This window comes from Variovorax sp. YR634 (assembly GCF_900106655.1).
GTDB lineage: Bacteria > Pseudomonadota > Gammaproteobacteria > Burkholderiales > Burkholderiaceae_C > Variovorax.
This window is the reverse complement of record NZ_FNOL01000001.1, coordinates 122052-145921: the sequence shown is the minus strand read 5'-3', so window position 1 is coordinate 145921 and position 23870 is coordinate 122052. Positions and strand designations below refer to the sequence as shown.

Annotated in this window: 23 protein-coding genes; 16 read left to right on the top strand and 7 right to left on the bottom strand. The window is 66.5% G+C overall.

What is annotated here, in order from left to right; genetic code table 11:
• Positions 1–36 precede the first annotated feature (36 nt).
• The 4 genes from BLV60_RS00640 to BLV60_RS00625 form a co-directional block, all read right to left on the bottom strand.
• Positions 37–1620, bottom strand: a complete 1584-nt coding sequence (locus tag BLV60_RS00640; RefSeq protein ID WP_093048336.1) for an ABC transporter substrate-binding protein — start codon at positions 1618–1620, stop codon at positions 37–39.
• A gap of 31 nt (positions 1621–1651) precedes the next feature.
• Positions 1652–2923, bottom strand: coding sequence for a M20 aminoacylase family protein (locus tag BLV60_RS00635; RefSeq protein ID WP_093048333.1), 1272 nt, complete (start codon positions 2921–2923; stop codon positions 1652–1654).
• A gap of 1 nt (position 2924) precedes the next feature.
• Complete coding sequence (locus tag BLV60_RS00630) at positions 2925–3905, bottom strand: ABC transporter permease (RefSeq protein ID WP_093048330.1); 981 nt, start codon at positions 3903–3905, stop codon at positions 2925–2927.
• Between the two features lie 176 nt (positions 3906–4081).
• Positions 4082–5344, bottom strand: coding sequence for a porin (locus tag BLV60_RS00625; RefSeq protein ID WP_093048327.1), 1263 nt, complete (start codon positions 5342–5344; stop codon positions 4082–4084).
• Positions 5345–5626: 282 nt separating this feature from the next.
• Between BLV60_RS00625 and coq7 the strand changes: the two genes are divergently transcribed.
• The gene (gene coq7, locus BLV60_RS00620) at positions 5627–6256 is read left to right on the top strand and encodes a 2-polyprenyl-3-methyl-6-methoxy-1,4-benzoquinone monooxygenase (RefSeq protein WP_093048324.1); all 630 of its coding nucleotides are present in this window, start codon (positions 5627–5629) and stop codon (positions 6254–6256) included.
• Positions 6257–6266: 10 nt separating this feature from the next.
• Here the strand turns inward: coq7 and BLV60_RS00615 are convergent, their stop codons facing one another.
• On the bottom strand, positions 6267–6716 hold the full coding sequence (locus BLV60_RS00615; protein WP_007834112.1) for an OsmC family protein: 450 nt from the start codon (positions 6714–6716) through the stop codon (positions 6267–6269).
• Between the two features lie 271 nt (positions 6717–6987).
• On the opposite strand from BLV60_RS00615, the gene BLV60_RS00610 reads away from it, so the two are divergent.
• Positions 6988–8175: a porin gene (locus tag BLV60_RS00610; protein WP_093048321.1), complete on the top strand. Its 1188-nt coding sequence runs from the start codon at positions 6988–6990 to the stop codon at positions 8173–8175.
• 106 nt (positions 8176–8281) lie between these two features.
• Here the strand turns inward: BLV60_RS00610 and BLV60_RS00605 are convergent, their stop codons facing one another.
• Positions 8282–9412: a hypothetical protein gene (locus tag BLV60_RS00605; RefSeq protein WP_093048317.1), complete on the bottom strand. Its 1131-nt coding sequence runs from the start codon at positions 9410–9412 to the stop codon at positions 8282–8284.
• A gap of 50 nt (positions 9413–9462) precedes the next feature.
• On the opposite strand from BLV60_RS00605, the gene ilvA reads away from it, so the two are divergent.
• A complete protein-coding gene (gene ilvA, locus BLV60_RS00600) occupies positions 9463–11073 on the top strand; it encodes a threonine ammonia-lyase, biosynthetic (RefSeq protein ID WP_093048314.1) in 1611 nt (536 codons plus the stop codon).
• Positions 11074–11123: 50 nt separating this feature from the next.
• Here the strand turns inward: ilvA and BLV60_RS00595 are convergent, their stop codons facing one another.
• Complete coding sequence (locus BLV60_RS00595; RefSeq protein WP_093048311.1) at positions 11124–11756, bottom strand: type II secretion system protein N; 633 nt, start codon at positions 11754–11756, stop codon at positions 11124–11126.
• Between the two features lie 50 nt (positions 11757–11806).
• On the opposite strand from BLV60_RS00595, the gene gspG reads away from it, so the two are divergent.
• From gspG to BLV60_RS34275, 13 genes are all read left to right on the top strand, one after another.
• Positions 11807–12247, top strand: a complete 441-nt coding sequence (gene gspG / locus BLV60_RS00590) for a type II secretion system major pseudopilin GspG (RefSeq protein ID WP_093048308.1) — start codon at positions 11807–11809, stop codon at positions 12245–12247.
• Complete coding sequence (locus tag BLV60_RS00585) at positions 12222–12734, top strand: prepilin-type N-terminal cleavage/methylation domain-containing protein (protein WP_093048305.1); 513 nt, start codon at positions 12222–12224, stop codon at positions 12732–12734. The genes gspG and BLV60_RS00585 overlap by 26 nt, the downstream gene beginning before the upstream one ends.
• Positions 12731–13114 (top strand): type II secretion system minor pseudopilin GspI, encoded by a 384-nt coding sequence (gene gspI / locus BLV60_RS00580; protein ID WP_093048303.1) that lies wholly within the window; start codon positions 12731–12733, stop codon positions 13112–13114. Before BLV60_RS00585 ends, gspI begins: the two co-directional genes overlap by 4 nt.
• On the top strand, positions 13114–13800 hold the full coding sequence (locus tag BLV60_RS00575; protein ID WP_093048300.1) for a PulJ/GspJ family protein: 687 nt from the start codon (positions 13114–13116) through the stop codon (positions 13798–13800). The genes gspI and BLV60_RS00575 overlap by 1 nt, the downstream gene beginning before the upstream one ends.
• Positions 13797–14783, top strand: a complete 987-nt coding sequence (gene gspK, locus BLV60_RS00570) for a type II secretion system minor pseudopilin GspK (RefSeq protein ID WP_093048298.1) — start codon at positions 13797–13799, stop codon at positions 14781–14783. Before BLV60_RS00575 ends, gspK begins: the two co-directional genes overlap by 4 nt.
• A 126-nt stretch (positions 14784–14909) precedes the next feature.
• Positions 14910–16121, top strand: coding sequence for a type II secretion system protein GspL (gene gspL, locus BLV60_RS00565; RefSeq protein ID WP_093048295.1), 1212 nt, complete (start codon positions 14910–14912; stop codon positions 16119–16121).
• Positions 16118–16666 (top strand): type II secretion system protein GspM, encoded by a 549-nt coding sequence (gene gspM, locus BLV60_RS00560; protein WP_093048292.1) that lies wholly within the window; start codon positions 16118–16120, stop codon positions 16664–16666. Before gspL ends, gspM begins: the two co-directional genes overlap by 4 nt.
• Positions 16667–16688: 22 nt before the next feature.
• Positions 16689–17489 carry a type II secretion system protein N gene (gene gspN, locus BLV60_RS00555; protein ID WP_093048289.1) on the top strand — a complete coding sequence of 267 codons (801 nt, stop codon included), beginning with the start codon at positions 16689–16691 and terminating at the stop codon, positions 17487–17489.
• Between the two features lie 5 nt (positions 17490–17494).
• Positions 17495–19795 carry a type II secretion system secretin GspD gene (gspD, locus tag BLV60_RS00550; RefSeq protein ID WP_093048286.1) on the top strand — a complete coding sequence of 767 codons (2301 nt, stop codon included), beginning with the start codon at positions 17495–17497 and terminating at the stop codon, positions 19793–19795.
• Positions 19796–19811: 16 nt separating this feature from the next.
• Positions 19812–21203: a GspE/PulE family protein gene (locus tag BLV60_RS00545; protein ID WP_093048284.1), complete on the top strand. Its 1392-nt coding sequence runs from the start codon at positions 19812–19814 to the stop codon at positions 21201–21203.
• An 18-nt stretch (positions 21204–21221) separates the two neighbouring features.
• Positions 21222–22460: a type II secretion system inner membrane protein GspF gene (gene gspF, locus BLV60_RS00540; protein WP_093048281.1), complete on the top strand. Its 1239-nt coding sequence runs from the start codon at positions 21222–21224 to the stop codon at positions 22458–22460.
• A 124-nt stretch (positions 22461–22584) separates the two neighbouring features.
• Positions 22585–23484, top strand: a complete 900-nt coding sequence (locus BLV60_RS00535; RefSeq protein ID WP_056509256.1) for a 5'-nucleotidase — start codon at positions 22585–22587, stop codon at positions 23482–23484.
• A gap of 203 nt (positions 23485–23687) precedes the next feature.
• A complete protein-coding gene (locus BLV60_RS34275) occupies positions 23688–23864 on the top strand; it encodes a hypothetical protein (protein WP_176928684.1) in 177 nt (58 codons plus the stop codon).
• Positions 23865–23870: the final 6 nt, after the last annotated feature.

The following is a 23870-nucleotide window of genomic DNA, read 5'->3' as shown; positions in this document are numbered from 1 at the left end:
CCCATGGTCAGGCCGCCTTGCGGGCGGCCAGCGGGATCACGGCTTGATGCTCATCCACTTGAAGTACATGAAGTTGTCGGCCAGCTGCACCAGCTCGACCTTCTTGCTCACGCCCCAGGCCAGCGACTGCTGATGCAGCGGCAAGTGGCCGATGTCGTCGGCGTGCATCTTGAACGCCTCCTTGATCAGCTCGTTGCGCTTGGCCTTGTCGCTCTCGGACTGGATCTTCTTGGTCAGCTCGTCGAGCTTGGGGTTGCAGTACGCACCCAGGTTGAACTGGCCGGTGCCCTTGTCATCGGGGCAGGAGGTGAGCGAGCTCAGCGCATTGTGCGAGTCGTAGGTGGTCGGGGTCCAGCCCAGCATGTAGAAGCTGGTGTCGCGGCGCAGCACCTTCGGGAAGTAGGTGCCCTTGGTCTCGGCCACGAGGTTGATCTTGACGCCGATCTTCGCGAGGTTGGAGGCAACGCTCTGGCAGATCTGGCCGTCGTTCACGTAGCGGTCGTTCGGGCAGTTCAGCGACACTTCGAAGCCGTTGGGGTAGCCGGCTTCGGTCAGCAGCTTCTTGGCGGCCTCGACGTCGTAGGGCAAGCGCTTGTCCTGCTCGGCGGTCCAGCCGTTGATGCCGGGGCCGACCAGAAGGCCGGTGGGCTTGGAGGCGCCGCGCATCACGGTCTTCTGGATGCCGACGATGTCGATGGCCTGGTAGAAGGCCTGGCGAACGCGCTTGTCCTTGAACGGGTTCTTGCCCTTGATGTTCGAGTACTGCAGCTCGTCGCGCTTCTGGTCCATGCCCAGGAAGATGGTGCGCATCTCGGGGCCGGTGATGACGCGGGCGTTGGGCGCGGCGTTGATGCGGGCGATGTCCTGCACCGGCACGGGCTCCATCACGTCGACTTCACCCGAGACCAGTGCGGCCACGCGGGTAGCCGGGTTGGCGATGGGCGTGAAGATGATCTCCTGCGCGTTGCCGTCGATCTTGCCCCAGTAGGTGCCGTTGCGCGTGAACACGGTGCGCACGTTGGGCTGGCGTTCGCGCACACGGAACGGGCCGGTGCCGTTGGCCTTGAACGAGGCGGTGTTCTCGATGCCCTTGCGACGATCCACCGGCTTGGTGGCCTGGTTTTCCTCGCACCACTTCTTGCTCATGATCATGGTGAGCGAGATCACGTCGGGCAGGATGGGGAAGGGGCCGTTGGTTTCGATCTCGACGGCGAGGTCGCCGACCTTGCGCACGGCCTTGATGTCGCTCAGCGTGGCGCGCAAGTCGGAGCCGTCGCCCTGGGCGCGCGCAAAGCTGAACACCACGTCGTCGGCGGAGAACGGGGTGCCGTCGTGGAAGGTCACGCCCTTGCGCAGTTCGAAGCGCCAGACATTCGGCGAGGTCTGCTTCCAGCTGGTGGCCAGCAGCGGTGCAAGGCTCAGGTCCTTGTTGCGGCCCACGAGGGTTTCATAGACGTTGGCGGTCACGCTCAGCTGTAGCGATTCGTTGAGCGAGTGCGGGTCCAGCGATAGCGCGTCCCCCTGGTTCGCGATGCGGATGGTCTGCGCGCCGGCGACCATGCTGACGGCGCTCAGGGCGCACAAAACGGCGGCCGCAGCCACACTTTTCTTGAAACTCATGGGAACACTCCTCGGGTTGGAATCAAACACATCACGTCGCCGCGGTAGCGGCGGCTCTCCCTGGCTGCGCACCGCGGGTAACGGCAAGCGGCATGCCCTGCTCGATCAGGCCGGCATGCAGCGCGGCGCCAAGCGGCAGGATCTCGTCATTGAAGTCGTAGCGGCTGTTGTGCAGGTAGGCGCCGTCGCGCACGTCCTGGCCGATGCGCAGGTAGGCGCCGGCTTTCTTCTGCAGCATGAAAGAGAAGTCTTCGGCGCCCATGCTGGGCTCCATGCTGCGCTCGACATTCTTCGCACCCACCAGCGACTCGGCCACATCGGCCGCGAACATGGCCTCGGGCGCGGTGTTGATGGTGGCGGGGTAGATGCGCTCATATTTGATGCTGGCGCTGGCGCCGAAGCCCGAGGCAATGGCCGCGCACAGCTCGTTCAGCCGCTGCTCGATCTGCGCCTGCACGCGCGCGCTGAAGGTGCGCACGGTGCCGACCAGCGTGGCCTCGCCCGGCACCACGCTCATCGCGCCGAGATCGCCGGCCTGCATCGCGCAGATGCTGATGACGGCAGCGTCGATCGGGCGCACGTTGCGCGAAACGATGGTCTGGGCGGCCGTAATGATGTGCGCCGCGACGATCACGGGGTCGACGGTCTGGTAGGCGTGCGCGCCATGGCCGCCCTTGCCCTTGATGCTGATGGTGATGCGGTCGGCCGCGGCCATCATCGCGCCGCGGTTGATGCCGACGGTGCCGGCCGGCATGGCGGGCCAGTTGTGCATCGCGTAGACGGCGTTGACCGGGAAGCGGTCGAACAGGCCGTCCTCGATCATCACGCGCGCGCCGGCGCAGCCCTCTTCGCCGGGCTGGAAGATGAGCACGGCGGTGCCGTCGAAGTCGCGCGTCTCGGCCAGGTAGCGCGCGGCGCCGACCAGCATGGCAGTGTGGCCGTCGTGGCCGCAGCCGTGCATGAGGCCCTCGCTGGCGGAGCGCCAGCCGAAGTCGTTGTCTTCGCGCATGGGCAGCGCGTCCATGTCGGCGCGCAGGCCGATCATGCGGCCGCTGGCCGTCGAACGCCCGCGGATGACGCCGACCACGCCGGTCTTGCCGATGCCCTCGTGGATCTCGTCGACACCGCAGGCGCGCAGGGCCTCGCGCACGCGGCCGGAGGTGTAGACCTCCTCGAAGCCGAGCTCGGGGTGTGCGTGCAGGTCGCGGCGGAAGGCCGTGATCTCGGGATAGAAGTTCGCAATGTGCGCGAACGCGCGGCCGGAGGCCTTGAGGCGCGGGGCCTCTGCTGTCGCTGTCGTCATGTCAGTGCCCTCCCGCCTTGCCAACGCGCAATCGCGGATCGACCACGAAGTACAGCAGATCGACCACGAGGTTGATCACCACGAAGATCAGGGCGATGAGGCACAGGTAGGCCGCCATCACCGGAATGTCGGCGAAGGTCACGGCCTGGATGAACAACAGGCCCATGCCGGGCCACTGGAACACCGACTCGGTGATGATCGCGAAGGCAATCAGGCCGCCGAGCTGCAGGCCGGTGATGGTCATCACGGGCACCAGCGTGTTCTTGAGCGCATGGCCGAAGTGGATGGCGCGGTTCGTCAGGCCCCGCGCACGCGCGAACTTGATGTAGTCGGTGCGCAGCACCTCGAGCATCTCGGCGCGCACCAGCCGCATGATCAGCGTGAGCTGGAAGATCGCCAGCGTCACCGCTGGCAGCACGATGTGCTGCCAGCCGTCGGCACTGAAGAGGCCGCTGGTCCACCAGCCAAGCTTCACGGTCTCGCCGCGCCCGAAGCTCGGGAACCACCCCAGCGTCACGGCGAAGACGAGGATCAGCAGGATGCCGATCAGGAAGGTGGGCAAGGACACGCCAAGCAGCGACACGGTCATGAACACCTGGCTCATGAAGGTACCGCGGCGCAATGCGGTGTACACGCCCATCGGAATGCCGATGAACAGCGCCAGCACGGCCGCGACGAGCGCGAGTTCAAGCGTGGCGGGGAAGCGCTCGCCGATGAGTCGCGACACCTTCGCGCCCTGGCGCAGGCTCAGGCCGAACTCACCTTGTGCAGCGTTGACGAGGAAGTGCCAGAACTGCACGAAGAAGGGCTGGTCGAGCCCCAATGCGGCGCGCAGTTCGCGGATCTGCTCGGGCTTGGCGTCCTGCCCCAGCAGGAACACGACGGGGTCGCCGACGTATTGGAAGAGGAGAAAGGCGATGAACGCGACCGCGATCATCACGATCACGGCCTGGATCAGGCGGCGCAGTACAAAGGCAATCATTCATCGAGCGGAGTGAACGGGGCATGCTAGCAGTGCAAGGTGCGTGCCCGCACGGTGGTTCCCCGGGGGTGCGCCTCGTGGTTTCCCCAAGAGTGTCCAGACGAAAAAAAGCCACTCGACTTTCGTCGAGTGGCTTTCGAGCTTTTGATTCGAAGCTGGCTTACGCCAGCGTCAAATTAGAAAGCGTGACGGATACCGAAGTCGTAGCCGGTGGAGCTCTTCGGGGTGAAGGCGCCAGCCGTGTTGTTGTAGAAGGCCGGGCCGCCAACCGTCAGGCCAGCACCGTTCTTGTTGCTGACGCGAGCGATCGTTGCGTACAGAGCCGTGCGCTTCGACAGGTTGTGCACGTAGCCCAGAGCCAGCTTGTTAGCCTTCGGATCGGGGTTGTTCACACCGAACGGGTTGAACGGCAGGTTGTTGTCGTACTTGACGTGCGACCACGAAGCGCGGATCAGGCCAGCACCGACCGGCACGGTAGCGCCGAGCAGGTAACCAGTCACGTCGACGTCAGGACGACCACCAGCCAGCGGCGTCACTTCGTAGTCAACCTTGTTCTTGACCTTCGACAGTTCACCGAACAGCTTCACGGGACCGAAGTCATACGAAGCGCCCAGGTTCAGCGTGTTGGTCTTGGTGGTCGTGCCGGCGTAGTAGTCGTCACCCACGGTGCTGCTGCCATAAGCCAGCGCAACGTCCAGAGGACCGTTGGCGTAGCCGAAGCGGCCACCGACGTAACGACCTTGACGCTGGCTGTTGGCCACGTTAGGCGTGAAGATGCCCGAGTCGTACTTGGTCTTTTCAGCAAAGCCGTACTGCACTTGACCGTAGAAACCACCCAGGTTCGGCGGCAGGAAGTAGCCAACGACGTTGCTTGCGCGAACGTAGTTGCTGGAGCCGACGTTCGTGGCGGCGCCGGTCGAGGCTGCGGGGGTGCCGAAGGCGCCGAGCAGAGCGCTGGACGAGAAGATCAGGTTGGTGCCAACGCCGTTGGTGCCGAACGGATCGAACACGGTGTCGTTCCAGAACGTGGCGGTGTAGTCACGACCCAGGCGAACTTCACCGAAACCACCCGACAGGCTCACGGTCGCACGACGAGCAAACGTCGCGACGCCTTCTTGGCCGTCGTCATTGGTGATCGGGGCTTCGAGCCAGAAGCTGGCTGCCAGGCCGCCACCGAGGTCTTCCGTACCACGGAAGCCCAGGCGGCTCGAGTTGTAACCCGAGTTAGCCAGAGCCGTGCGGCTGGTCTTGACCGAACCTTGGTTCAGGTACGTGGGGATACCGAAAGCGTTGGGGAACACGGTCGCGCGGTTGTCGCGGGCGGTGTTCGAATAGCCGCTGATCGACGCGTCGACCACACCAAACAGCGTGACGGACGACTGAGCCGAGGCAACACCGGCAACAGCCAGGGCAGCCAGAGCAACTAGAGATTTTTTCATTGCAAGTTTCTCCAAGGTTAAACATAGGGCTCCGGTGCGAAGGGCTCACCGTGACTGGCACTTTTGTGCTCCCACCGGACCCCGGGCCAACCTCCTTTTGGGAAGTTGATGCTATTGCACCAGAGCCGCTGCGGCAGGGCAAAACAATTCGCCCGAAATCTTGGATGGCTCGCGCGTTTCGTTGCACGCTTGCAACAAAGGACTTAGACCCCTCTGCGCACCACTATGTGAAATATGACGAGGCTCCGGCATGGCATTTCGCATGTGGGTTCAAATAGGCGCATGACGCTCATGATCGACCCTGTTCTGACCGCGGCAGACGCGGCATTGCGCACGCTTTTTGCCCGCCCCCATGCCACGCGGGCGACGCCCGCCCCCTCGCAGGCACCGGGTGAAATGAGTGAAGCGGAACGTCGGGAAGCCGGCGCGCTGATGCGGGTGAATCATGTGGGTGAAGTCTGCGCACAGGCGCTTTACACAGCCCAGGCAGCGGTGACACGCGATCCTGCGCTGCGCGCCCATTTCCTCGAAGCGGCGCACGAGGAAACCGATCACCTGGCCTGGACCCGGCAACGCCTTGACGAGTTGGGGGCGCGCCCGTCGATCCTGAATCCTCTCTGGTACGCAGGCGCTTTCGGCCTCGGCCTCGTCGCAGGCCGCCTCGGAGACCCATTGAGTCTGGGATTCGTCGCAGAGACGGAGCGTCAGGTGGAGGCCCACCTGGACAGCCACCTCGATCGCCTTCCGTCCGGAGACAGCGCATCCAAGGCAGTGGTCGAGCAGATGAAGCTAGACGAAGCCCGTCATGCGTCGCAGGCTGTCGACGCCGGCGCGGCGGAGCTCCCGGCACCGGCCAAGGCCCTGATGCGCGTGGCTTCCCGCGTGATGACCACGCTGGCGCACCGCATCTAGGCCACTTGGCTCAGGTTTCGATCAGGTCGAAACTGGTGGTGATTTCGGCTGTCTTCGCCAGCATGATGCTGGCGGAGCAATACGTTTCGTGACTCAGTGCGATTGCGCGCTCCACGGCAGAGGCCGGAATTCCCTTGCCCGCCACGGTGAAGTGCATGTGGATCTTCGTGAAGACCTTGGGGTCCTTTTCGGCGCGCTCGCTGGTCAGCTTGACGCTGCAGCGCTCGACGCGATGGCGTCCGCGCTTCAGTATGAGCACGACATCGTAGGCAGTGCATCCCCCGGTGCCGGCAAGAACGGTCTCCATCGGCCGCGCCGCGAGGTTCTGTCCGCCGTTCTCGGGCTTTGCGGCATCCGGTGCGCCATCCATCATCAGGACATGGCCGCTGCCCGTCTCGGCAACGAAGCCCATGGCCGATCGCGTGCCTGCGTCACCGGTCCAACTTACTGTGCATTCCATGGTTTTCGGAGTTCCAGGTCTGGGATGTCGGGCAAAAATGCACGCCGACATCCATTTGTGTGTGGGAAAAGCATCACTCGCTTGTTGCAACGCAACAAACAGTCGATATACTTTATTTCATTGCGCAAACGTATGCGCACCCAGTTGTCTCCTCCACCCTTCCAATTGGTGGATTTAGCCCCGAGCTGCAAAGCTCGGGGCTTTTTTCTTTCCAGGCCACCCTCACCGGCCTTGCCGCCACTCTAGTTTTCGCACCGAAAGGGCAGTTGCTCTGGCTGCCCTGGCTGTTGCCGGTGTTGCCTCGGCTCAGTCGTCCGTCACTCTGTTTGGTGTGGTCGACGCGTCGATCAGCGGTTACTCGTCCAGTTCGCGCGACCTGAGGCCCACGAATCTGGGCAGCGTGAAGGTCAGCCGCACGGCGCTGGCCAACTCGGGTTACAACTCGAGCCGCCTGGGCTTCCGTGGTACGGAAGACCTGGGGGGCGGCCTGGCAGCCAGCTTCTGGCTCGAAGCCCCCATCACCAATGACGACGGCGCCACCGGCCTCGCAACCTTCGTTCGTCGCTCGACCGTGAGTCTGTCGGGTGGTTTCGGCGAACTCCGCCTGGGTCGCGACTACACCCCGACGTTCTGGAACGACACCGTCTTCGATCCGTTCGGCACCAACGGCGTTGGCTCCAACCTGATCAACACGGCCAACGGCTTCAACGCCGTGACCTACGGCGCCAAGGACACCGGCGGCTTCGGCGGCAACCAGAACTACTCTCGCGCCAGCAATTCGATCGGCTACTTCCTGCCACCGAACCTTGGCGGCTTTTACGGCCAGGTGATGTATGCGTTCCACGAGAACGACAAGTACAGCAACGGCGGCTTCACCCCGGCGGACAGCTCAACCTCGAAGAGCCGCGCAGGCCGTTACATCGGTGGTCGCTTCGGCTACGCAAACGGTCCTCTGGACGTCGCAGTGGCCTACGGCAACAGCACGGTTGGCGATCAGTACTACGCTGGCACCACTGACTCGGTAAACATCTTCAACCTGGGTGCCTCGTATGACTTCGGCCCCGTGAAGCTGTTCGGCGAACTTTCGCGTGCCGAGAACTCGCGTGACTACAAAAACCGGCCGATCGCCGGCGGTCGCCCCGACGTCGATCTGAACGGCTATCTACTTGGCCTGACTGTGCCAGTTGGTGCAGGCCTGATCCGAGCGTCCTACTCGGCTGTCAAGTACGACGACAACCTGTCGGCCACCCGACGCGACCCGAAGGCCAACAAGCTGGCACTTGGTTACGTGCACAACCTGTCGAAGCGCACGGCCCTTTACGCCACGGTTGCTCGCGTGAGCAACAAGAACGGTGCGGCATTGACCGTGGGTGGCCCGGCTTTCTACAACGCGGCTGCCGGCGTGTTCACGCCGAAGACCTCGACGGGCTACGACTTCGGCATCCGTCACGCGTTCTGATCTTCCTCGTTTGATCCCGATGCTGGCTCTTGCCAGTTCGAATCAGCAAAGCCTCAAGTCGCCCGGCTCACGCCGGGCGGCTTTTTGTCCTTTCTCTCTCTTTTTCTCAGCTCGCCCGGCTACGCCGGCTTTGCAGCAGCCCCACATTCATTTCTCCGCTCAACACCGATGCGTAGAAACGCTCGACCATATTGACGCTCGTGCGCGCATTGCGTGCCAAGGTCAGCATGTCGATCCCTTGCCCGTACAAGAGCCGCAGCGTGATCGCGGTATGACGCAGGCAGTAGAGCGTCCTCGACTGGCCCAGTGGCCCTTTCTCAAGCCCCGCCTTTTCGAGCACCCAGTGAAAGAAGAAGTTGAGCACCGCCAGCGCATGCTCGCGGTTCTTCAACTGCGGCAGGAAGATGTAGTCCTCCGCTCCGCCATACCCATGCTCGCCACGATAAGCGAGCAAGCATTCATAGACCCGCACCGCAGGACACAGACTCACGATGGGCTGACTGTGCCGCTTGGTCTCCGGCAGGTTCATCCGAAGATAGACGTGCTTGCCGCGCACGACCTCGATGTGCCTGTGCTTCATGAGCTTGATGTCGCTCGGACGCACGAAGGTGTTCACCATCCAGCGGATCAGCCAGGGCAACTCGTCCGGCATGACGAGCAGCTCGCGCGCAATCCAGAAACGTTCTCCGGCCGCGAGTTGATCGAGCACCGGATGCGAGTGCCCGCGCAAGCTGCGCGCGGTCTTGATGATCGTCCGGTACTCCGCAACGCTGAAGCTGCCGCGCGGCTGGCTGCGCACCTTGACCTTCGGAAAAGGAGGCGCATCGCGAAGTACACCGATGTGCACGCCGTGCATCACCACCTTGCGCAACAGCACCAGGTACTGGGCAATCGTCGTGCTGGTGAAGCCCTGCTCTCCGAGGTGATCGATCAAGCGTTGCGCGTCGGCGGTTGCAAACGACTGCGCCGACACGTCGCCGAGCAACGGAACGATGTGCGCACGCAATCTGTTGCCCATCACCTGCCATGTGGCACGCCCAATTTCTTTTCGCTGAACGCGCGCAGCCTCCGCCTGCATCAGCCCTTTCGAAAGGTCACTGACAGAAATTGATAACAGATTCTGCTCATTTGTAAATTGATTGGCGGTCGGATGAATCGCGGGATAGGTACGTCCAAAAAATCCCGAATCATTTGCAGCTGGAGCTTTGCCGAAGAGGTTTATGACATTTGTGTCCATGTCATATCTCGCATGCAATCCCGATGCCTCTTATCATCAACAGTTAGCAAATGAAAACTCCCATGGAAAAAATCGTGCGCAATGCGCCTGTTAATCCGGCGCTCACGCCCGCCGACTATCTCAGAAAAATACTTAACGCCCGGGTCTATGACGTTGCCGTCGAATCCGCGCTCGAGAAGGCGCGCGCGCTCAGCGAACGGCTCGGCAACACCGTGCTGCTCAAGCGCGAAGACCAGCAACCGGTCTTCAGCTTCAAACTGCGCGGCGCCTATAACAAGATGGCGCATCTGAGTGCTGCTCAATTGGCAAGCGGCGTAATTTGCGCATCAGCTGGAAATCACGCGCAAGGCGTTGCATTGGGTGCGCGCAAGCTCGGCACGCGCGCGGTGATCGTGATGCCGGTGACCACACCCAAACTGAAAATCGATGCGGTGCGTGGTTTCGGCGGCGAAATCGTGTTGCATGGCGACAGCTATTCGGATGCCTATCTGCACGCGCTCGAATTGCAGGCGCAGCAAAACCTGACCTTCGTGCATCCCTTCGACGACCCCGATGTCATCGCAGGCCAGGGCACCATCGCAATGGAAATCCTGCGACAGCACCAGGGCCCGCTCGATGCGGTGTTCGTCGCAATCGGCGGAGGCGGCTTGATCTCCGGCGTGGCCAACTACATCAAGGCCGTGCGACCCGAGATCAAGGTGATCGGCGTGCAGATGAACGACTCCGACGCAATGATGCAATCGGTCGCGGCTCATCAGCGCGTGAACCTGCCCGACGTCGGCCTGTTCTCCGACGGCACGGCGGTCAAGCTGGTCGGCGAGGAAACCTTCCGCATCGCCAGCGAGCTGGTCGACGAATACATCGCCGTCGACACCGACGCCGTGTGCGCCGCCATCAAGGACATCTTCGTGGACACGCGCAGCATCGTCGAGCCGGCCGGTGCGCTGGCGGTCGCGGCCATCAAGGAATACGTTGCCCAGCACGGTCGCCACGGCGAGACCTATGCAGCCATTCTGTGCGGCGCCAACATGAATTTCGACCGGCTGCGTTTCGTCGCCGAACGCGCCGAAGTCGGTGAAGAGCGCGAGGCGTTGTTCGCCGTCACCATGCCCGAAGAGCGCGGCAGCTTCCGCCGCTTCTGCGAGCTGATCGGCGAGATGCCCGCGAGCGACGCCGAAGCCACGGGCGGCGGCGCACCTCGCAACGTGACCGAGTTCAACTACCGCATAAGCGATGCAGCCAAGGCGCATGTGTTCGTCGGTCTCACAACCTCGGCGCGCGGCGAGTCGGCCTTCATCGCGCGGACCTTCGACGAGCACGGATTCAACACGCTCGACCTCACCCATGACGAGCTTGCGAAGGAGCATCTGCGGCACCTCGTGGGCGGACGCACTGGCCTCGCGCATGACGAGCGCCTGCTGCGCTTCGTGTTTCCCGAGCGTCCCGGCGCGCTGCTCAAGTTCCTGAGCCTGATGCAGCCGAACTGGAACATCAGCCTGTTCCACTACCGCAACCAGGGCGCCGACTACGGCCGCATCCTCGTGGGCCTGCAGGTGCCGGCCGGCGAAGGCGCCGAGTTCGACGCCTTCCTCGAAACGCTGGGCTATCCCTACGTCGAGGAAACGGCCAACCCGGCGTACCGGCTCTTTCTGCAGGCCTGAAAAAGCAGAAGCCGGCTCAAGGCCGGCTTCGATCGTTCAACTGTCCGCTGCTACTGCGCGGGCGCCTGTTGCGGCGGCGGTGCCATAGCAGCAGGTTGCGACAGTGGGCCACCCGGTTGCTGCTGTTGCTGCGGCAACTGCGGCGGAGCCACCACGGCTGGCATCGTCGCAGGCAGAGGCCCGGTCGGCGCAGACATAGGCACTGCCGGCAACCCGGGGCTGGAAACGCTGATCGGCGCACGCACCGGCAATTGCAGCGTGAACGCCGCCGGGCCGTCGGCCTGCGTGCCGATGGTCGCCGAGCGCAGGCCCACCGACTGCAGCACGTAGTTGTCGCCGACCGACGAACCGACACGGAACGGCCGCGGCGGCTTGCCGTCGATGGAGATCAACGCGGCCCCCTGCTTCGAAGGGTCGGCCACCACACCCGACAGCGCAAAGCGGCTGGCCGCCTCGGGCGCCACCTGGGCCGTGCGTGACGCAGGCAGCACGCCCAGCAGCCGGGCCACCGCATCCGAATCGGCCGTCACCGAAGGCCGCGGCATCGTCGCGGCCGCCGCCACGGCGTCGGTCGGCGAAGCCAGGCGCAGCGCCCAGAACACCGCGGCACCGGCCGCCAGCGCCCAAAGCCCCGTCGTTGCAAGTGGGGCATGCCAGCGAGCGGCTGAGTAGGGACTTGTCATGGCTGCGGATTATCATGCAGCGCGCTTTCCGAATCATGTCCGCCCAAGCTATGAACAAATTCCTCCGTGCCGCCACCCGCACCGCCCAACGCGGCTTCACGCTGATCGAACTGATGGTCGTGCTGGTCATCATCGGCGTGCTGGCGGCGCTCATCGTGCCGAACGTGATCGAGCGCGCCGACGACGCCCGCGTGACGGCCGCCCGCACCGACATCAACAACCTGATGCAGGCGCTCAAGCTCTACCGCCTGGACAACCAGCGCTACCCCACCGCCGAGCAGGGTCTGCAGGCGCTGCTCACGCGCCCGACCACTGGTCCGGCCGCACCCAACTGGAAGGCCTACGTCGAGAAGCTGCCTAACGACCCTTGGGGCCATCCGTACCAGTACATGAACCCGGGCATCAAGGGCGAGATCGACGTGCTCTCGTTCGGCGCCGACGGCCAAAGCGGCGGCGAGGGCAAGAATGCCGACATCGGCAGCTGGCAATAGCGGCTCGGGCGCGCTGCGCCGCAACCGGTATCCACGCCCCCACATCCACCCGGCCCGCGGCTTCACGCTGCTGGAGCTGATCGTGGTGATCGCCATCATCGCGATCGCTACCGCCGCCGTCAGCTTCGCGATACGCGACACCAACGCCGCCAAGCTCGACCGCGAAGCCGACCGGCTCGCCGCCCTGCTCGAATCGGCCCGTGCCCAGTCGCGCGCCAGCGGCATCGTGGTGCGGTGGCGGCCCGTCGAAGGCAGCTTCGTGTTCGACGGCCTCCCGCCTGGCGCATTGCCCGCCAACTGGGCCGCCGAGGGCATCACAGCTCAGGCCTCTCTCGCCAACGGCACGCTGGTTCCCGCGCTGCAGCTCGGGCCCGATCCGATCATCGCGGCGCAGCAGGTCATGCTCTATTCCGCCGGCCCGCCCGCGCGCGCGTTGCGCATCGCGACCGACGGGGTGCGCCCCTTCACCGTATCAGCCGTGCAATGAGCGCGCGACGCCCTGCCCCGTCCTCTCGCATCGCCGGCTTCACGCTGATCGAAGTGCTGATCGCGCTCGGCATCGTCGCGCTGGCGCTGGCCGCGGGTTCGCAGGCCACGATGTCGCTCACGCGCAATGCACAGCGCCAGTCCGATCTCGTGCTGGCCGACCTGTGCGCCGAGAACGAACTCGCCAAGGCTCGCCTGTCGCGGCAAATGCCGGCAATCGGCGACTCGGGCTCCATCTGCCTGCAGGCCGGCGTCTCGTTCAACGTGACCACTTCGACCACGTCCACGCTGAACCCGAATTTCCGGCGCGTCGACGTGCAGGTGCGCGACGAAGCCGACGCGCCGATCCTGCGCATCTCCACCATCGTGGGGAGGTACTGATGCTCGTCTCCAGGTCCCGCGGCTTCACGCTGATCGAACTGCTGGTCGCCATCGCGGTGATGGCCCTGCTCTCGCTCATCAGCTGGCGCGGGCTGGACAGCATGTCCCGCGCCACCACGCAGAACCAGCAGCGCGCCGACGCCGTCCTCACGCTGCAGGCCACGCTCGCGCAGTGGAGCGCCGACCTCGACGCCGTGACCACGCTCGCGCAGACCCGCCCGATCGACTGGGACGGCCGAGTGTTGCGGCTCACGCGCCGTGGCAGCGACGACGCGGCGCCTTCGGTGCAGGTTGTGGCCTGGATGCTGAAGTCCGGCTCCGACGGCGTGCGCTGGCGGCGCTGGCAATCGCAGCCCTTCACCACGCGCGGCGAATGGCAGCAGGCCTGGAACTTCGCCGCCGCCTGGGCACAGGACGGCGGCGCGAGCGCGGCCGGAGGCGGCTACAGCGACGTGCCGCTGGTGCCAGCCAGCAACTGGCAGCTCTATTTCTTCCGCGACAACACCTGGGTGCCGGCCAGCCAGCTGCCTACCGTCGTGCCCAACCCCAACAACCCCGCGGGCCCCGTCGTCGCCATGCCCGACGGCGTGCGCCTCGTCATCACGCTGCCGCCCGGAGACGGCCTCTCGGGCACGCTCACGCGCGACTGGGTCAAGCCGACCGTCGGATCGGCGAAATCATCATGACGGCCACAAAGAAGCGCCAGTCCGGCGCCGCCCTGCTCGCCGCGATGCTGACCGTGATGCTCGTGGCCACCTTCGCCGCCGCGGCGCTGTGGCAGCAATGGCGCGCGGCCGAGGTCGAAGGCGCCGAGCGAGCGCGCGTGCAGGCTGCCTGGGTGCTGGTCGGCGCGCTCGACTGGTCGCGCCTGATCCTCAGCGAAGACGGCCGCACCGGCGGCCCCGACAACCTGGCAGAGCCCTGGGCCGTGCCGCTCGAGGAAGCGCGGCTCACGAGCTTCCTGGCCGCCGACAAGAACGTGTCGAGCGACAGCCTCGAAGGACTGCCCGATGCCTTCCTCTCGGGCCGCATCGTCGATGCGCAGTCCAAGCTCAACGTGCTGTCGCTGGTCGACAACGGCAAGCCGGTGCCCGCCAGCGTCGCCACCTTCACCCGGCTGTTCAACCTGCTGGGCCTGCCGGCGTCGGAGCTCAGCCGGATGACCACGGGCCTGGTGGCCGCCCTTGCCACGGGCACCGCGACCGACGGCAGCGACGGCGGCGATCCCAGCGCCGCGCCGCTGATGCCGCAGCAGGTCTCGCAGCTGGTGTGGCTGGGCCTGTCGCCCTCGACCGCCGCCGCGCTCGAACCGTACGTGACGATCCTGCCGGTGAAGACCACGCTCAACCTCAACACCGCGAGCGCCGAAGCCATCAGCGCCAGCATGGAGTCGCTCAATATCGCCAGCGCGCGCCAACTTGTGGAGCGCCGCACGCGCGCCTTCTTCAAGGACATTGCCGCCGCCAACGCCGCGCTGCCCAGCGGCAGCGCGCCCTTCAATGCAGCGCAGCACGGCGTGGGCACGCAGTACTTCGAGGTCTACGGCAGGCTGCGGCTGGAGCGCACCTACGTCGAGGAGCGCTCGCTTCTACAGCGCAACGGTGTCACGGTAACGACGATCTGGCGCACCCGCGGCGCCGGCGCAACGGACACTACGGTCAAACCCTGATTTCGATGCCCTATTTGTAGACAAAAAGCCTTCGAACGCGCATGGCGTCTGCGCAACACGCTATCGAAACAAGAGCGTCAGCCTGTCAGACGCGCACCTACAATCACCGGCTTTTCCAAGATCCACATGACTCCCCTGCTGCTCATTGCCCCCCTCCCTCCGGCCGATGCCGCGGGCGAGTACGACTGGGCCCAGGCAGGCGACGACGGCATTGCATTGCGCAACCAGGGCCGTGCGTTGCTGGCGCTCCTGCCCTCGAGCGCCGAGGTCATGCTCGGCATTCCTTCCGTCGCGCTCTCGTGGCACCGCGTCACGCTGCCCAAGGGCAGCATGGGCAGCGCGTCGAAGCTGCGCGCGGTGCTCGACGGCCTGCTCGAAGAACACCTGCTCGACGAACCCGAAGCCCTGCACTTCGCGCTCGAACCCGACGCCAAGGCCGGCGCGCCCGTGTGGGTCGCGGCCTGCAACCGCATCTGGCTGCGCAGCGTCGTGCAAGGGCTCGAAGCGGCCGGCCGTCGCGTGGTGCGCATCGTCCCTGAATTCGCGCCGCAGCCGGTCGACGGCCCGCCGCTGCTGCTGGTCACGGGCGAGCCCGAGGCGCCGCAGCTCACGGTGTGCGACGCCGACGGCGTGGTCTCGCTGCCGCTGGCCGGCGCGGGGCTGGCCCTGTCGGGCGGCCTGCCGCTGGACACCGCCGTCATCACCACCGAGCCCGCCGTGGCCGAAGCGGCCGAGCAGTTGCTCGAGCGCCGCGTGCCCATCGTGCAATCGCCGCAGCGCTGGCTGCAGGCCGCGCGCACGCCCTGGGAGCTCGCGCAGTTCGACCTCGCCGCAACCGGCCGCGCACGCGCCGGCAAGAAATTCGCATCGGTCCTGCAAACGCTGCGCTATGCGCCCGAGTGGCGCGCCGCGCGCTGGGGCGTGGTCGTGCTGCTGCTGACCCAGCTGATCGGACTCAACGCCTGGGCCTGGAAGGAGCGCAGTGCGCTCGAATCGAAACGGCAGGCCGCCAAGGCCATGCTGACCCAAACCTTCCCCTCGGTGAAGATCGTGGTCGACGCGCCGGTGCAGATGCAGCGCGAAGTTGCCGCACTGCAGCAGGCCGTGGGCGACGTGGCGGGCAGCGACTTCGAACCCATGGTCGGCGCGCTCGCCGCCAACCTGCCGCCCGGCAAGGTGCCGAGCGCGGTCGACTACGGCGCCGGGCAGTTGCGCCTGCGCGGCCTCGGGCTGCAGCCGTCGGAGGTCTCGCAGATCACCGGCGCGCTGGCGCCGCGCGGCTACAACGTGCGTACCGAAGGCGACCTCCTGCTGGTGCAGGCCGAGGCCAACCGATGAATTTCAGCGAACAGCTCAAGGCCCACTGGGCCACCCTGGAGGTGCGCGAGCGCCGCATGGTCTACGCCGCCGCCGCGCTCGTGGCACTGGCCTTGCTTTGGTGGATTGCGCTCGCCCCCGCGCTGCGCACGCTGGCCGCGGCACCGGCCGAACATGCGCAACTCGATGCGCAGTTGCAGCAGATGGCCACCTTGCAGAACCGCGCGAAGGCACTGCAATCGCAGCCGCGCCTGAACCGCGACGACGCGCTGCGCGCGCTCGAGACCTCGGTGCGCGACAGCTTCGGCGCCGGCAACGCGCAGCTCGTGACGACCGGCGGCGACGGCGCTGCCGCCGTCTCGCTGCGGTCCGCGCCCGCTGCCACCGTCGCCCAATGGCTCGGCCAGGCCCGCGGCAACGCGCATGCCGTGCCGCGCGAAGTCCACCTGACCCGCGCGCCGACCGCAGCGCCGGCCACACCGCCGCCCGGCGCAAAGGACGCGCCGAAGACGCCGCAGGTCCGCTGGGACGGCACCGTCGTCATGGCGCTGCCCGCGGCGCGATGAGCGCGATGAGCAACAGGCCCGCATGCTGACCCGCCCTCCGATCTCCGAACCCCGGCCGCACCGCGGCTGGCGCTGGGCCCTGCTCGGCATCACGGTCGGCGCGCTGCTGGCGGTGGTGCTGTTCGCGCCGGCGCGCTGGCTCGCGGCGGCGCTGTCGAACTGGAGCCATGGCCGCCTCGTGCTGGCCAACCCGCGCGGCACCGTCTGGAACGGCACGGCCGCCGTGGTCTTCGCCAGCGGCGCCGGCGGCGCGCAGGCGGTGTCGCTGCCCGGCCTGCTGCACTGGCGCATGCGCCCGGGCTGGAGCGGCATCGCCGCCAGCCTCGACCTGCCCTGCTGCGCCGCGCAGCCGCTCGAACTCAAGGCCAGCCCGCGCGCCGGCGGCATGCAGCTCGCATGGCAGGACAGCCGCTCGCGCTGGCCCGCCACCCTGCTCACCGGTCTGGGCGCGCCCTGGAACACGCTCAAGCTCGAAGGCGCGCTCGACCTGTCCACCAAGGCCTTCTCTATGCAGTGGGACGGCCCCGCGCTGCGCGTTGCAGGCCAGGCCACGCTCGACGCCACCGATGTTTCCTCCAGCCTGTCGACCCTGCGGCCGATGGGCAGCTACCGGCTCTCACTCGAAGGCGGCACCCGCCCCACGCTGCTGCTCAGCACGCGCGAGGGCAGCCTCGAACTGAACGGCAGCGGCAGCTGGAACGGCACTTCCTTCCGCTTCAACGGCGAAGCCAGTGCCGCCCCCGGCCGCGAAGACGCGCTTTCCAATTTGTTGAACATCATCGGACGGCGCGAGAACGCGCGTTCGATCATCACCCTGGGTTGATCCTCATGATGAAGCCACTGTTTTCGAACGGCACCGTCGCACTCGCCGTGCGCGTGCTGATCGCCGCCACGTTCCTGCAGGGTGCCCCCGCCGCGTTCGCGCAGACCGGCGATGCGCCGCGCCGCGGCGAGCCGATCACGCTGAACTTCTCCAACGCCGACATCGAGGCCGTGGCCCGCACCATGGCGGTGGTCACGGGCCGCGACGTGGTGGTCGACCCGCGCGTCAAGGGCACGATGAACCTCGTCACCGACCGCGCCATCCAGCCAGCCGCCGCCTTCAACCAGTTCGCCTCGGCGCTGCGCCTGCAGGGCTTCGCGGTAGTGGAAGCCGACGGCCTCTACAAGGTGGTGCCCGAGGCCGACGCCAAGCTGCAGAGCAGCACCGTCAACACCTCCATCAGCGCCACGGCGTCCAGCGGCAGCAACCAGATCGTCACGCAGATCTTCCGGCTCAACTACGAGTCGCCGAACAACCTGCTGCCGGTGCTGCGCCCGCTGATTCCGCCGAACAACACCATCAACGTGAACCCGGGCAACAACTCGCTCGTGATCACCGACTACGCCGACAACATGCGCCGGCTGGCGCGCATCATCGCGTCGCTCGACGTGCCGAATGCGTCCGACATCGAGGTCATCCAGCTCAGGCACTCGGTTGCCACCGACATGGTGCCGCTGGTGCAGCGCCTGGTCGACGGCGGCGGCTCCGGCGCCCCGGGCGGCGCCGCACCCGGTGCGACCGATGCGTCGTTCCGCACCACGCTCATGGCCGACCCGCGCAGCAACTCGCTGATCTTGCGCGCGGCCAACCCGGCACGCGTGGCGCTGGTGCGCACGCTGGTCGAGAAGCTCGACCGCCCGCCGACGGAAAGCAGCAACGGCCTGGCCGGCAACATCTACGTGGTCTACCTGAAGAACGCAGACGCGGTGCGCCTCGCGGCCACGCTGCGCGCCGCGATGGCGGCGAACCAGCAGAACACCACGCCAGGCGCTGCCGGTGCCGCGGGTGGCGGCGCGGCGCCCCAGCAGAGCGCGCCGCAGGCCATGCAGGTGAACCTGAACAGCGGCGGCAACCAGAGCGGTGGCTCGGCCGCCGCCAACGCGCCGCTCAACAACGCCAACCAGCCCTCGACCGGCGGCCAGATCCAGGCTGACCCGACGACCAACTCGCTGATCATCACCGCGCCCGAGCCGCAGTACCGCCAGATGCGCGCCGTGATCGACAAGCTCGACGGCCGGCGCGCGCAGGTCATGATCGAGGCGCTGATCGTCGAGGTCAACGCCACCAAGGCCGCCAAGTTCGGCGTGCAGTGGCAAAGCGCGCTGGGCAACAACGCCGTCATCGGCACCAACTCCACCCTCAACGGCGGCAACATCCTGGCTCTGACCCAGGCGCTGGCCACCAAGGATGCCTCCGGCCTTGCAACGTCGATCCAGCCCGGCCTGAACCTCGGCATTGCCGGCAAGATCGGTGGCCAATACATCCTGGGCGCAGTGGCGAATTTCTTCAGCAACGACAACGACGCCAACGTGCTCTCGACGCCCAACCTGCTGACGCTGGACAACGAAGAAGCCAAGATCGTCATCGGCCAGAACGTGCCGTTCCCGACCGGCTCCTACGCCAGCACCTCGGGCTCGGTGGGCGTGAACCCGTTCACCACCGTCGAGCGCAAGGACGTCGGCCTCACCCTGCGCGTGCGTCCGACCATCAACGAGAACGGCACCGTGAAGATGACGATCTTCCAGGAGATCTCGAACGTCGCGCCCGGCACCACCACCGACCCCAACGGCCCCACCACCAACAAGCGCTCGCTCGAATCCAGCGTGCTGGTGGAAGACGGCGGGCTCGTCATGCTCGGCGGCCTGCTGTCGGATACCTACGGCACCAACACTGAAAAGGTGCCGTTCGCCGGCGACATCCCGGTGGTCGGCAACCTGTTCAAGAGCGAGAACCGCTCGCGCGTCAAGAACAACCTGATGATGTTCCTGCGCCCGGTGGTGATGCGCGACGCCACGGCGACCGAAGCCTTCGCATTCGATCGCTACGACCAGATCCGTGGCCTGCAGCAGGCGACCCAGCCCAACACCGACAACGTGATGCTGCGCAACGTGAATGCCGCGCCCGTGCTGCCGGAGTCGCCGCCGTTGGGCACCAGCAGCAACAGCCGGGGCGGCCTGCGCGAGCAAGGCACCCAACTGATCCCGCCGCCCGCGCTGCCCGCCGACAACCGCAAGCTGGCGCCAAGCGCCCTGCGCGGCGCCCTGCCGCCGACCGCCGACCCCGTGAGCACGCGCGAACTGCCTTGATACTGTCCTGATGTCCATGCGCTACCCCCTGCCCTACGCCTTTGCACGCAGCCAGCAGCTTTTGCTCGAGGAGACCGACGACGGCCGCTACACGCTGTGGATGTCGAGCCACCCGGCGCGCAGCGCGGTCGGCGAGGTGTCGCGCAAGTACGGCGTGCAGGCCTTCGAGGTGCTGGCCGACGGCGCGCTGGCGCAGCGCATCAGCGCGGCGTACGCGCAGGGCGAGTCGAGCGCCGCCGCGGTGGTGAGCGAGGTGCAGAACGACGCCGACCTCTCGCGCATGATGCAGGAGCTGCCCGCGGTCGAAGACTTGCTGGCAAGCGCTGGCGACGCGCCCATCATCCGCATGCTGAACGCGCTGCTCACGCAGGCCGCGCGCGACGGTGCGAGCGACATCCACATCGAGCCCTACGAGCGCACCTCGTCCGTGCGTTTTCGCATCGACGGCACGCTGCGCGAGGTGGTGCAGCCCAACCGCGCGCTGCACGCCGCGCTGATCTCGCGCCTGAAGATCATGGCCGACCTCGACATCTCCGAAAAGCGGCTGCCGCAGGACGGGCGCATCTCCTTGCGCATCGGCACGCGCGCGGTCGACGTGCGGGTGTCGACGCTGCCGAGCGCGCACGGCGAACGCGCGGTGCTGCGCCTCCTGGACAAGAGCGAATCGAAGCTCACGCTCGAATCGGTGGGCATGCAGGGCGACACGCTGGAGCGCTTCGAAAAGCTCATCTCGCAGCCGCACGGCATCATTCTCGTGACCGGCCCCACGGGCTCGGGCAAGACCACCACGCTGTACGCCGCGCTGGCCCGGCTCGACGCGAGCCGCAGCAACATCATGACGGTGGAAGACCCCATCGAGTACGAGCTGCCGGGCGTGGGCCAGACGCAGATCAACGCCAAGATCGAACTCACCTTCGCCAAGGCCCTGCGCGCGATCCTGCGGCAGGACCCTGACGTCATCATGATCGGCGAAATCCGCGACTTCGAGACCGCGCAGATCGCCATCCAGGCCTCGCTGACCGGTCACCTTGTGCTCGCAACGCTGCACACGAATGATTCCGTCAGCGCCGTCACGCGCCTGACCGACATGGGCGTGGAACCTTTTCTTCTGAGCTCGTCTCTGCTCGGCGTGCTCGCGCAGCGCCTCGTGCGCAAGGTGTGCACGGTGTGCGCCGGCGCGGGCTGCGAAGTGTGCGGCCAGACCGGCTACCAGGGCCGCACCGGCATCTTCGAGCTGCTGGTGGCGGACGAAACCGTGCAGGGCCTGATCCACAGCAAGGCGGCCGAGAGCGAACTGCTCAAGGCCGGCGCGCGCGGCGGCCTGCGCCTGATGCGCGAAGACGGCGAACGGCTGGTGCAGGCCGGCGTCACTTCGCGCGCCGAGTTGCTGCGCGTCACGCGAGACTAAGCCGCCCCGGCGCTCCCCATGCCCGCCTATTCCTTCGAAGCCATCGACGCCAGCGGCCAGAGCCGCGAAGGCGTGCTCGAGGCCGACACCGCACGCAGCGCGCGCAGCCTGCTGCGGGCGCAGGCGCTCATTCCGCTGTCGGTCAAGCCGGTCGGCAGCGACCACGTCAACGGCACCGGCCAGCGCAGCACCCTCAGCCGCTGGCTCGGCGGCGGCAAGCGCGTCTTCAATTCCACCGGCCTCGCGGTGTGGACGCGGCAACTCGCGGGCCTCGTCTCGTCGGGCCTGCCGCTGGAACGCGCGCTCACGGCACTCACCGACGAAGCCGAGTCAGAGCAGCAGCGCAATCTGGTCGCGTCCCTGCGCGCCGAAGTCAACGCGGGCTCGCCGTTCGCGCGTGCGCTGTCGGCGCATCCGCGCGAGTTCTCGCCCATCTACACGGCCGTGATCGGCGCCGGCGAACAGAGCGGCAACCTCGGCCTCGTGCTCGACCGCCTTGCCGACGACCTCGAAGAACGCCAGGCGCTGCAGCAGAAGCTGATCGGCGCGGCGCTGTACCCGGCCATCGTCACGCTGGTGGCGATCGTGATCGTGATCTTCCTCGTGAGCTACGTGGTGCCGCAGGTGGCGCAGGTTTTTGCGGGCACCAAGCGCTCGCTGCCCTTTCTCACCACCGTGATGCTGTCGCTGAGCGCGGGCGTGCGCAACTATGGCTGGTGGATGCTGTGCGCCGTCGTGCTCGCGGCCATCGGCGCGCGGCTGGCGCTGGCGCAGGAGGCCTTCCGCCTGAAGTTCGATGCCGTCTGGCTCAAGCTGCCGCTGGTCGGAAAGCTCGCGCGTGGCTACAACGCAGCGCGCTTCGCGAGCACGCTCGCCATGCTGGCCACGGCAGGCGTGCCGATCCTGCGTGCGCTGCAGGCGGCTTCCGAGACGCTGAGCAACCGCGCGATGCGCGCCGACGCGCTCGACGCGCTGGTGCTGGTGCGCGAAGGCGCGCCGCTGGCCTCGGCGCTGGCGCAGAAGAAGCGCTTTCCGGGCCTGGTGTCGATGTTCGCGCGCCTCGGCGAGCAGACCGGCACCCTGCCGCTGATGCTGCAACGCGCGGCCAATCAGCTCAGCGCCGAAGTGCAGCGCCGCGCGATGCATCTGGCAACCATCCTGGAGCCGCTGCTCATCGTGGCGATGGGCGGGGTGGTGATGCTGATTGTTCTGGCGGTGATGCTGCCTATCATCCAGTTGAACCAGTTCGTGAAATGAAGCACACCCCCAGGCTTGCCCACTTCGTGTGGCCTCCAACCCCCTTGCCGGGGGCGGTGCGGCCGCTTCGGGCGGCCGTGCGCGGCGCACCTGCTGGAATAAGTCAGGTCCATGGGGAAACGCCATGCCTGTGACTCTCGAAGACAAGCTCGTGGTCGCGATCTCCTCGCGTGCCCTGTTCAACCTCGAAGAAGAAAACAAGATCTTCGAGGCCGGGGACAACGAGGGCTACATGAAGCTGCAGCTCGACCGCATCGACGTGCCGGCCGCGCCGGGCATTGCGTATTCGCTGATCCGCAAGCTGCTGCGCTTCAACGAAGACGGCGTGCAGCGCGTCGAGGTGGTGATTCTTTCGCGCAACGACCCGGTCTCGGGCATGCGCATCTTCAAGTCGAGCGCGGCCGCCGACATCAAGCTGCAGCGCGGCGTGTTCACACAGGGCCGACCGCCCTTCGGCTACCTGCGCCCACTGCGCGCGCACCTGTTCCTGTCGGTCAACGCGCAGGACGTGCGCGAGGCGCTCATCGCCGGCTTTCCGGCCGCGCGCGTGCTGGTCGAATCGGTAAAGGCCAGCGACGCCTGGCCGAACGAAGTGCGCATTGCCTTCGACGGCGATGCGGTGCTGTTCTCGGACGAGGCCGAGCGCGTGTTCCAGGCCGAAGGGCTCGACGCCTTCCAGGCCCACGAGCTCAGCAAGGCCGACCTGCCCTTGCCCGAAGGGCCGTTCAAGCCGCTGCTGATGGCGCTGCATCGGCTGCAGATGGCCGGCAATGCGCAGATGCGCATCCGCACCGCGCTCGTCACTGCGCGCAGCGCGCCGGCGCACGAGCGCGCGATCCGCACGCTCATGAAGTGGAACATCCGCGTCGACGAGGCCATGTTCCTCGGCGGCCTGCCCAAGGGCGAGTTCCTGCGCGAGTTCGAGCCCGACTTCTTCTTCGACGACCAGACCGGTCACGTCGATGCGGCCTCGCGCCATGTGCCCGCCGGGCATGTATCCAGCGGTATCAGCAACGAGCCCTGAGCGCTGCGCTTGAACGCGGCGCCAGGCCGCGCCGCGCCGTCATTTCGCCGATCCTGACGCTGCCTTGGGCAGTGCGTTGTCACGCACCTGACTTCTCTGCGTCATCCCAAGTTAACCAGTCGGTAACGGGTTCTCCCTAGTCTCGTGGCCCAGGTGCGCCTCTCCCCCGCGCCTTCCAGAACCACATAACAAAGGACCGATCCATGCGACTTCTTTTTCTCAGCACGCGGCTTGCGCCCGTGCTGTTCCTGGCCTGCGTGCTCTCTGCGTGCGGTGGTGGCAGCGGTGGCGGCGGCTTCTTCGGCGGCACGCCGACGACGCCGACCACACCCACCCCGCCCGACAACACTCCGAAGCCCGAGATGCGCTGCGCGCCCTGAGCGCCG

Excerpts from the sequence above, each read along its gene's own strand:
- BLV60_RS00640 (WP_093048336.1), bottom strand. The coding sequence starts at position 1,620 with ATGAGTTTCAAGAAAAGTGTGGCTGCGGCCGCCGTTTTGTGCGCCCTG.
- BLV60_RS00635 (WP_093048333.1), bottom strand. The coding sequence starts at position 2,923 with ATGACGACAGCGACAGCAGAGGCCCCGCGCCTCAAGGCCTCCGGCCGC.
- BLV60_RS00630 (WP_093048330.1), bottom strand. The coding sequence starts at position 3,905 with ATGATTGCCTTTGTACTGCGCCGCCTGATCCAGGCCGTGATCGTGATG.
- BLV60_RS00625 (WP_093048327.1), bottom strand. The coding sequence starts at position 5,344 with ATGAAAAAATCTCTAGTTGCTCTGGCTGCCCTGGCTGTTGCCGGTGTT.
- coq7 (WP_093048324.1), top strand. The coding sequence starts at position 5,627 with ATGACGCTCATGATCGACCCTGTTCTGACCGCGGCAGACGCGGCATTG.
- BLV60_RS00615 (WP_007834112.1), bottom strand. The coding sequence starts at position 6,716 with ATGGAATGCACAGTAAGTTGGACCGGTGACGCAGGCACGCGATCGGCC.
- BLV60_RS00605 (WP_093048317.1), bottom strand. The coding sequence starts at position 9,412 with ATGGACACAAATGTCATAAACCTCTTCGGCAAAGCTCCAGCTGCAAAT.
- ilvA (WP_093048314.1), top strand. The coding sequence starts at position 9,463 with ATGAAAACTCCCATGGAAAAAATCGTGCGCAATGCGCCTGTTAATCCG.
- BLV60_RS00595 (WP_093048311.1), bottom strand. The coding sequence starts at position 11,756 with ATGACAAGTCCCTACTCAGCCGCTCGCTGGCATGCCCCACTTGCAACG.
- gspG (WP_093048308.1), top strand. The coding sequence starts at position 11,807 with ATGAACAAATTCCTCCGTGCCGCCACCCGCACCGCCCAACGCGGCTTC.
- BLV60_RS00585 (WP_093048305.1), top strand. The coding sequence starts at position 12,222 with ATGCCGACATCGGCAGCTGGCAATAGCGGCTCGGGCGCGCTGCGCCGC.
- gspI (WP_093048303.1), top strand. The coding sequence starts at position 12,731 with ATGAGCGCGCGACGCCCTGCCCCGTCCTCTCGCATCGCCGGCTTCACG.
- BLV60_RS00575 (WP_093048300.1), top strand. The coding sequence starts at position 13,114 with ATGCTCGTCTCCAGGTCCCGCGGCTTCACGCTGATCGAACTGCTGGTC.
- gspK (WP_093048298.1), top strand. The coding sequence starts at position 13,797 with ATGACGGCCACAAAGAAGCGCCAGTCCGGCGCCGCCCTGCTCGCCGCG.
- gspL (WP_093048295.1), top strand. The coding sequence starts at position 14,910 with ATGACTCCCCTGCTGCTCATTGCCCCCCTCCCTCCGGCCGATGCCGCG.
- gspM (WP_093048292.1), top strand. The coding sequence starts at position 16,118 with ATGAATTTCAGCGAACAGCTCAAGGCCCACTGGGCCACCCTGGAGGTG.
- gspN (WP_093048289.1), top strand. The coding sequence starts at position 16,689 with ATGCTGACCCGCCCTCCGATCTCCGAACCCCGGCCGCACCGCGGCTGG.
- gspD (WP_093048286.1), top strand. The coding sequence starts at position 17,495 with ATGATGAAGCCACTGTTTTCGAACGGCACCGTCGCACTCGCCGTGCGC.
- BLV60_RS00545 (WP_093048284.1), top strand. The coding sequence starts at position 19,812 with ATGCGCTACCCCCTGCCCTACGCCTTTGCACGCAGCCAGCAGCTTTTG.
- gspF (WP_093048281.1), top strand. The coding sequence starts at position 21,222 with ATGCCCGCCTATTCCTTCGAAGCCATCGACGCCAGCGGCCAGAGCCGC.
- BLV60_RS00535 (WP_056509256.1), top strand. The coding sequence starts at position 22,585 with ATGCCTGTGACTCTCGAAGACAAGCTCGTGGTCGCGATCTCCTCGCGT.
- BLV60_RS34275 (WP_176928684.1), top strand. The coding sequence starts at position 23,688 with ATGCGACTTCTTTTTCTCAGCACGCGGCTTGCGCCCGTGCTGTTCCTG.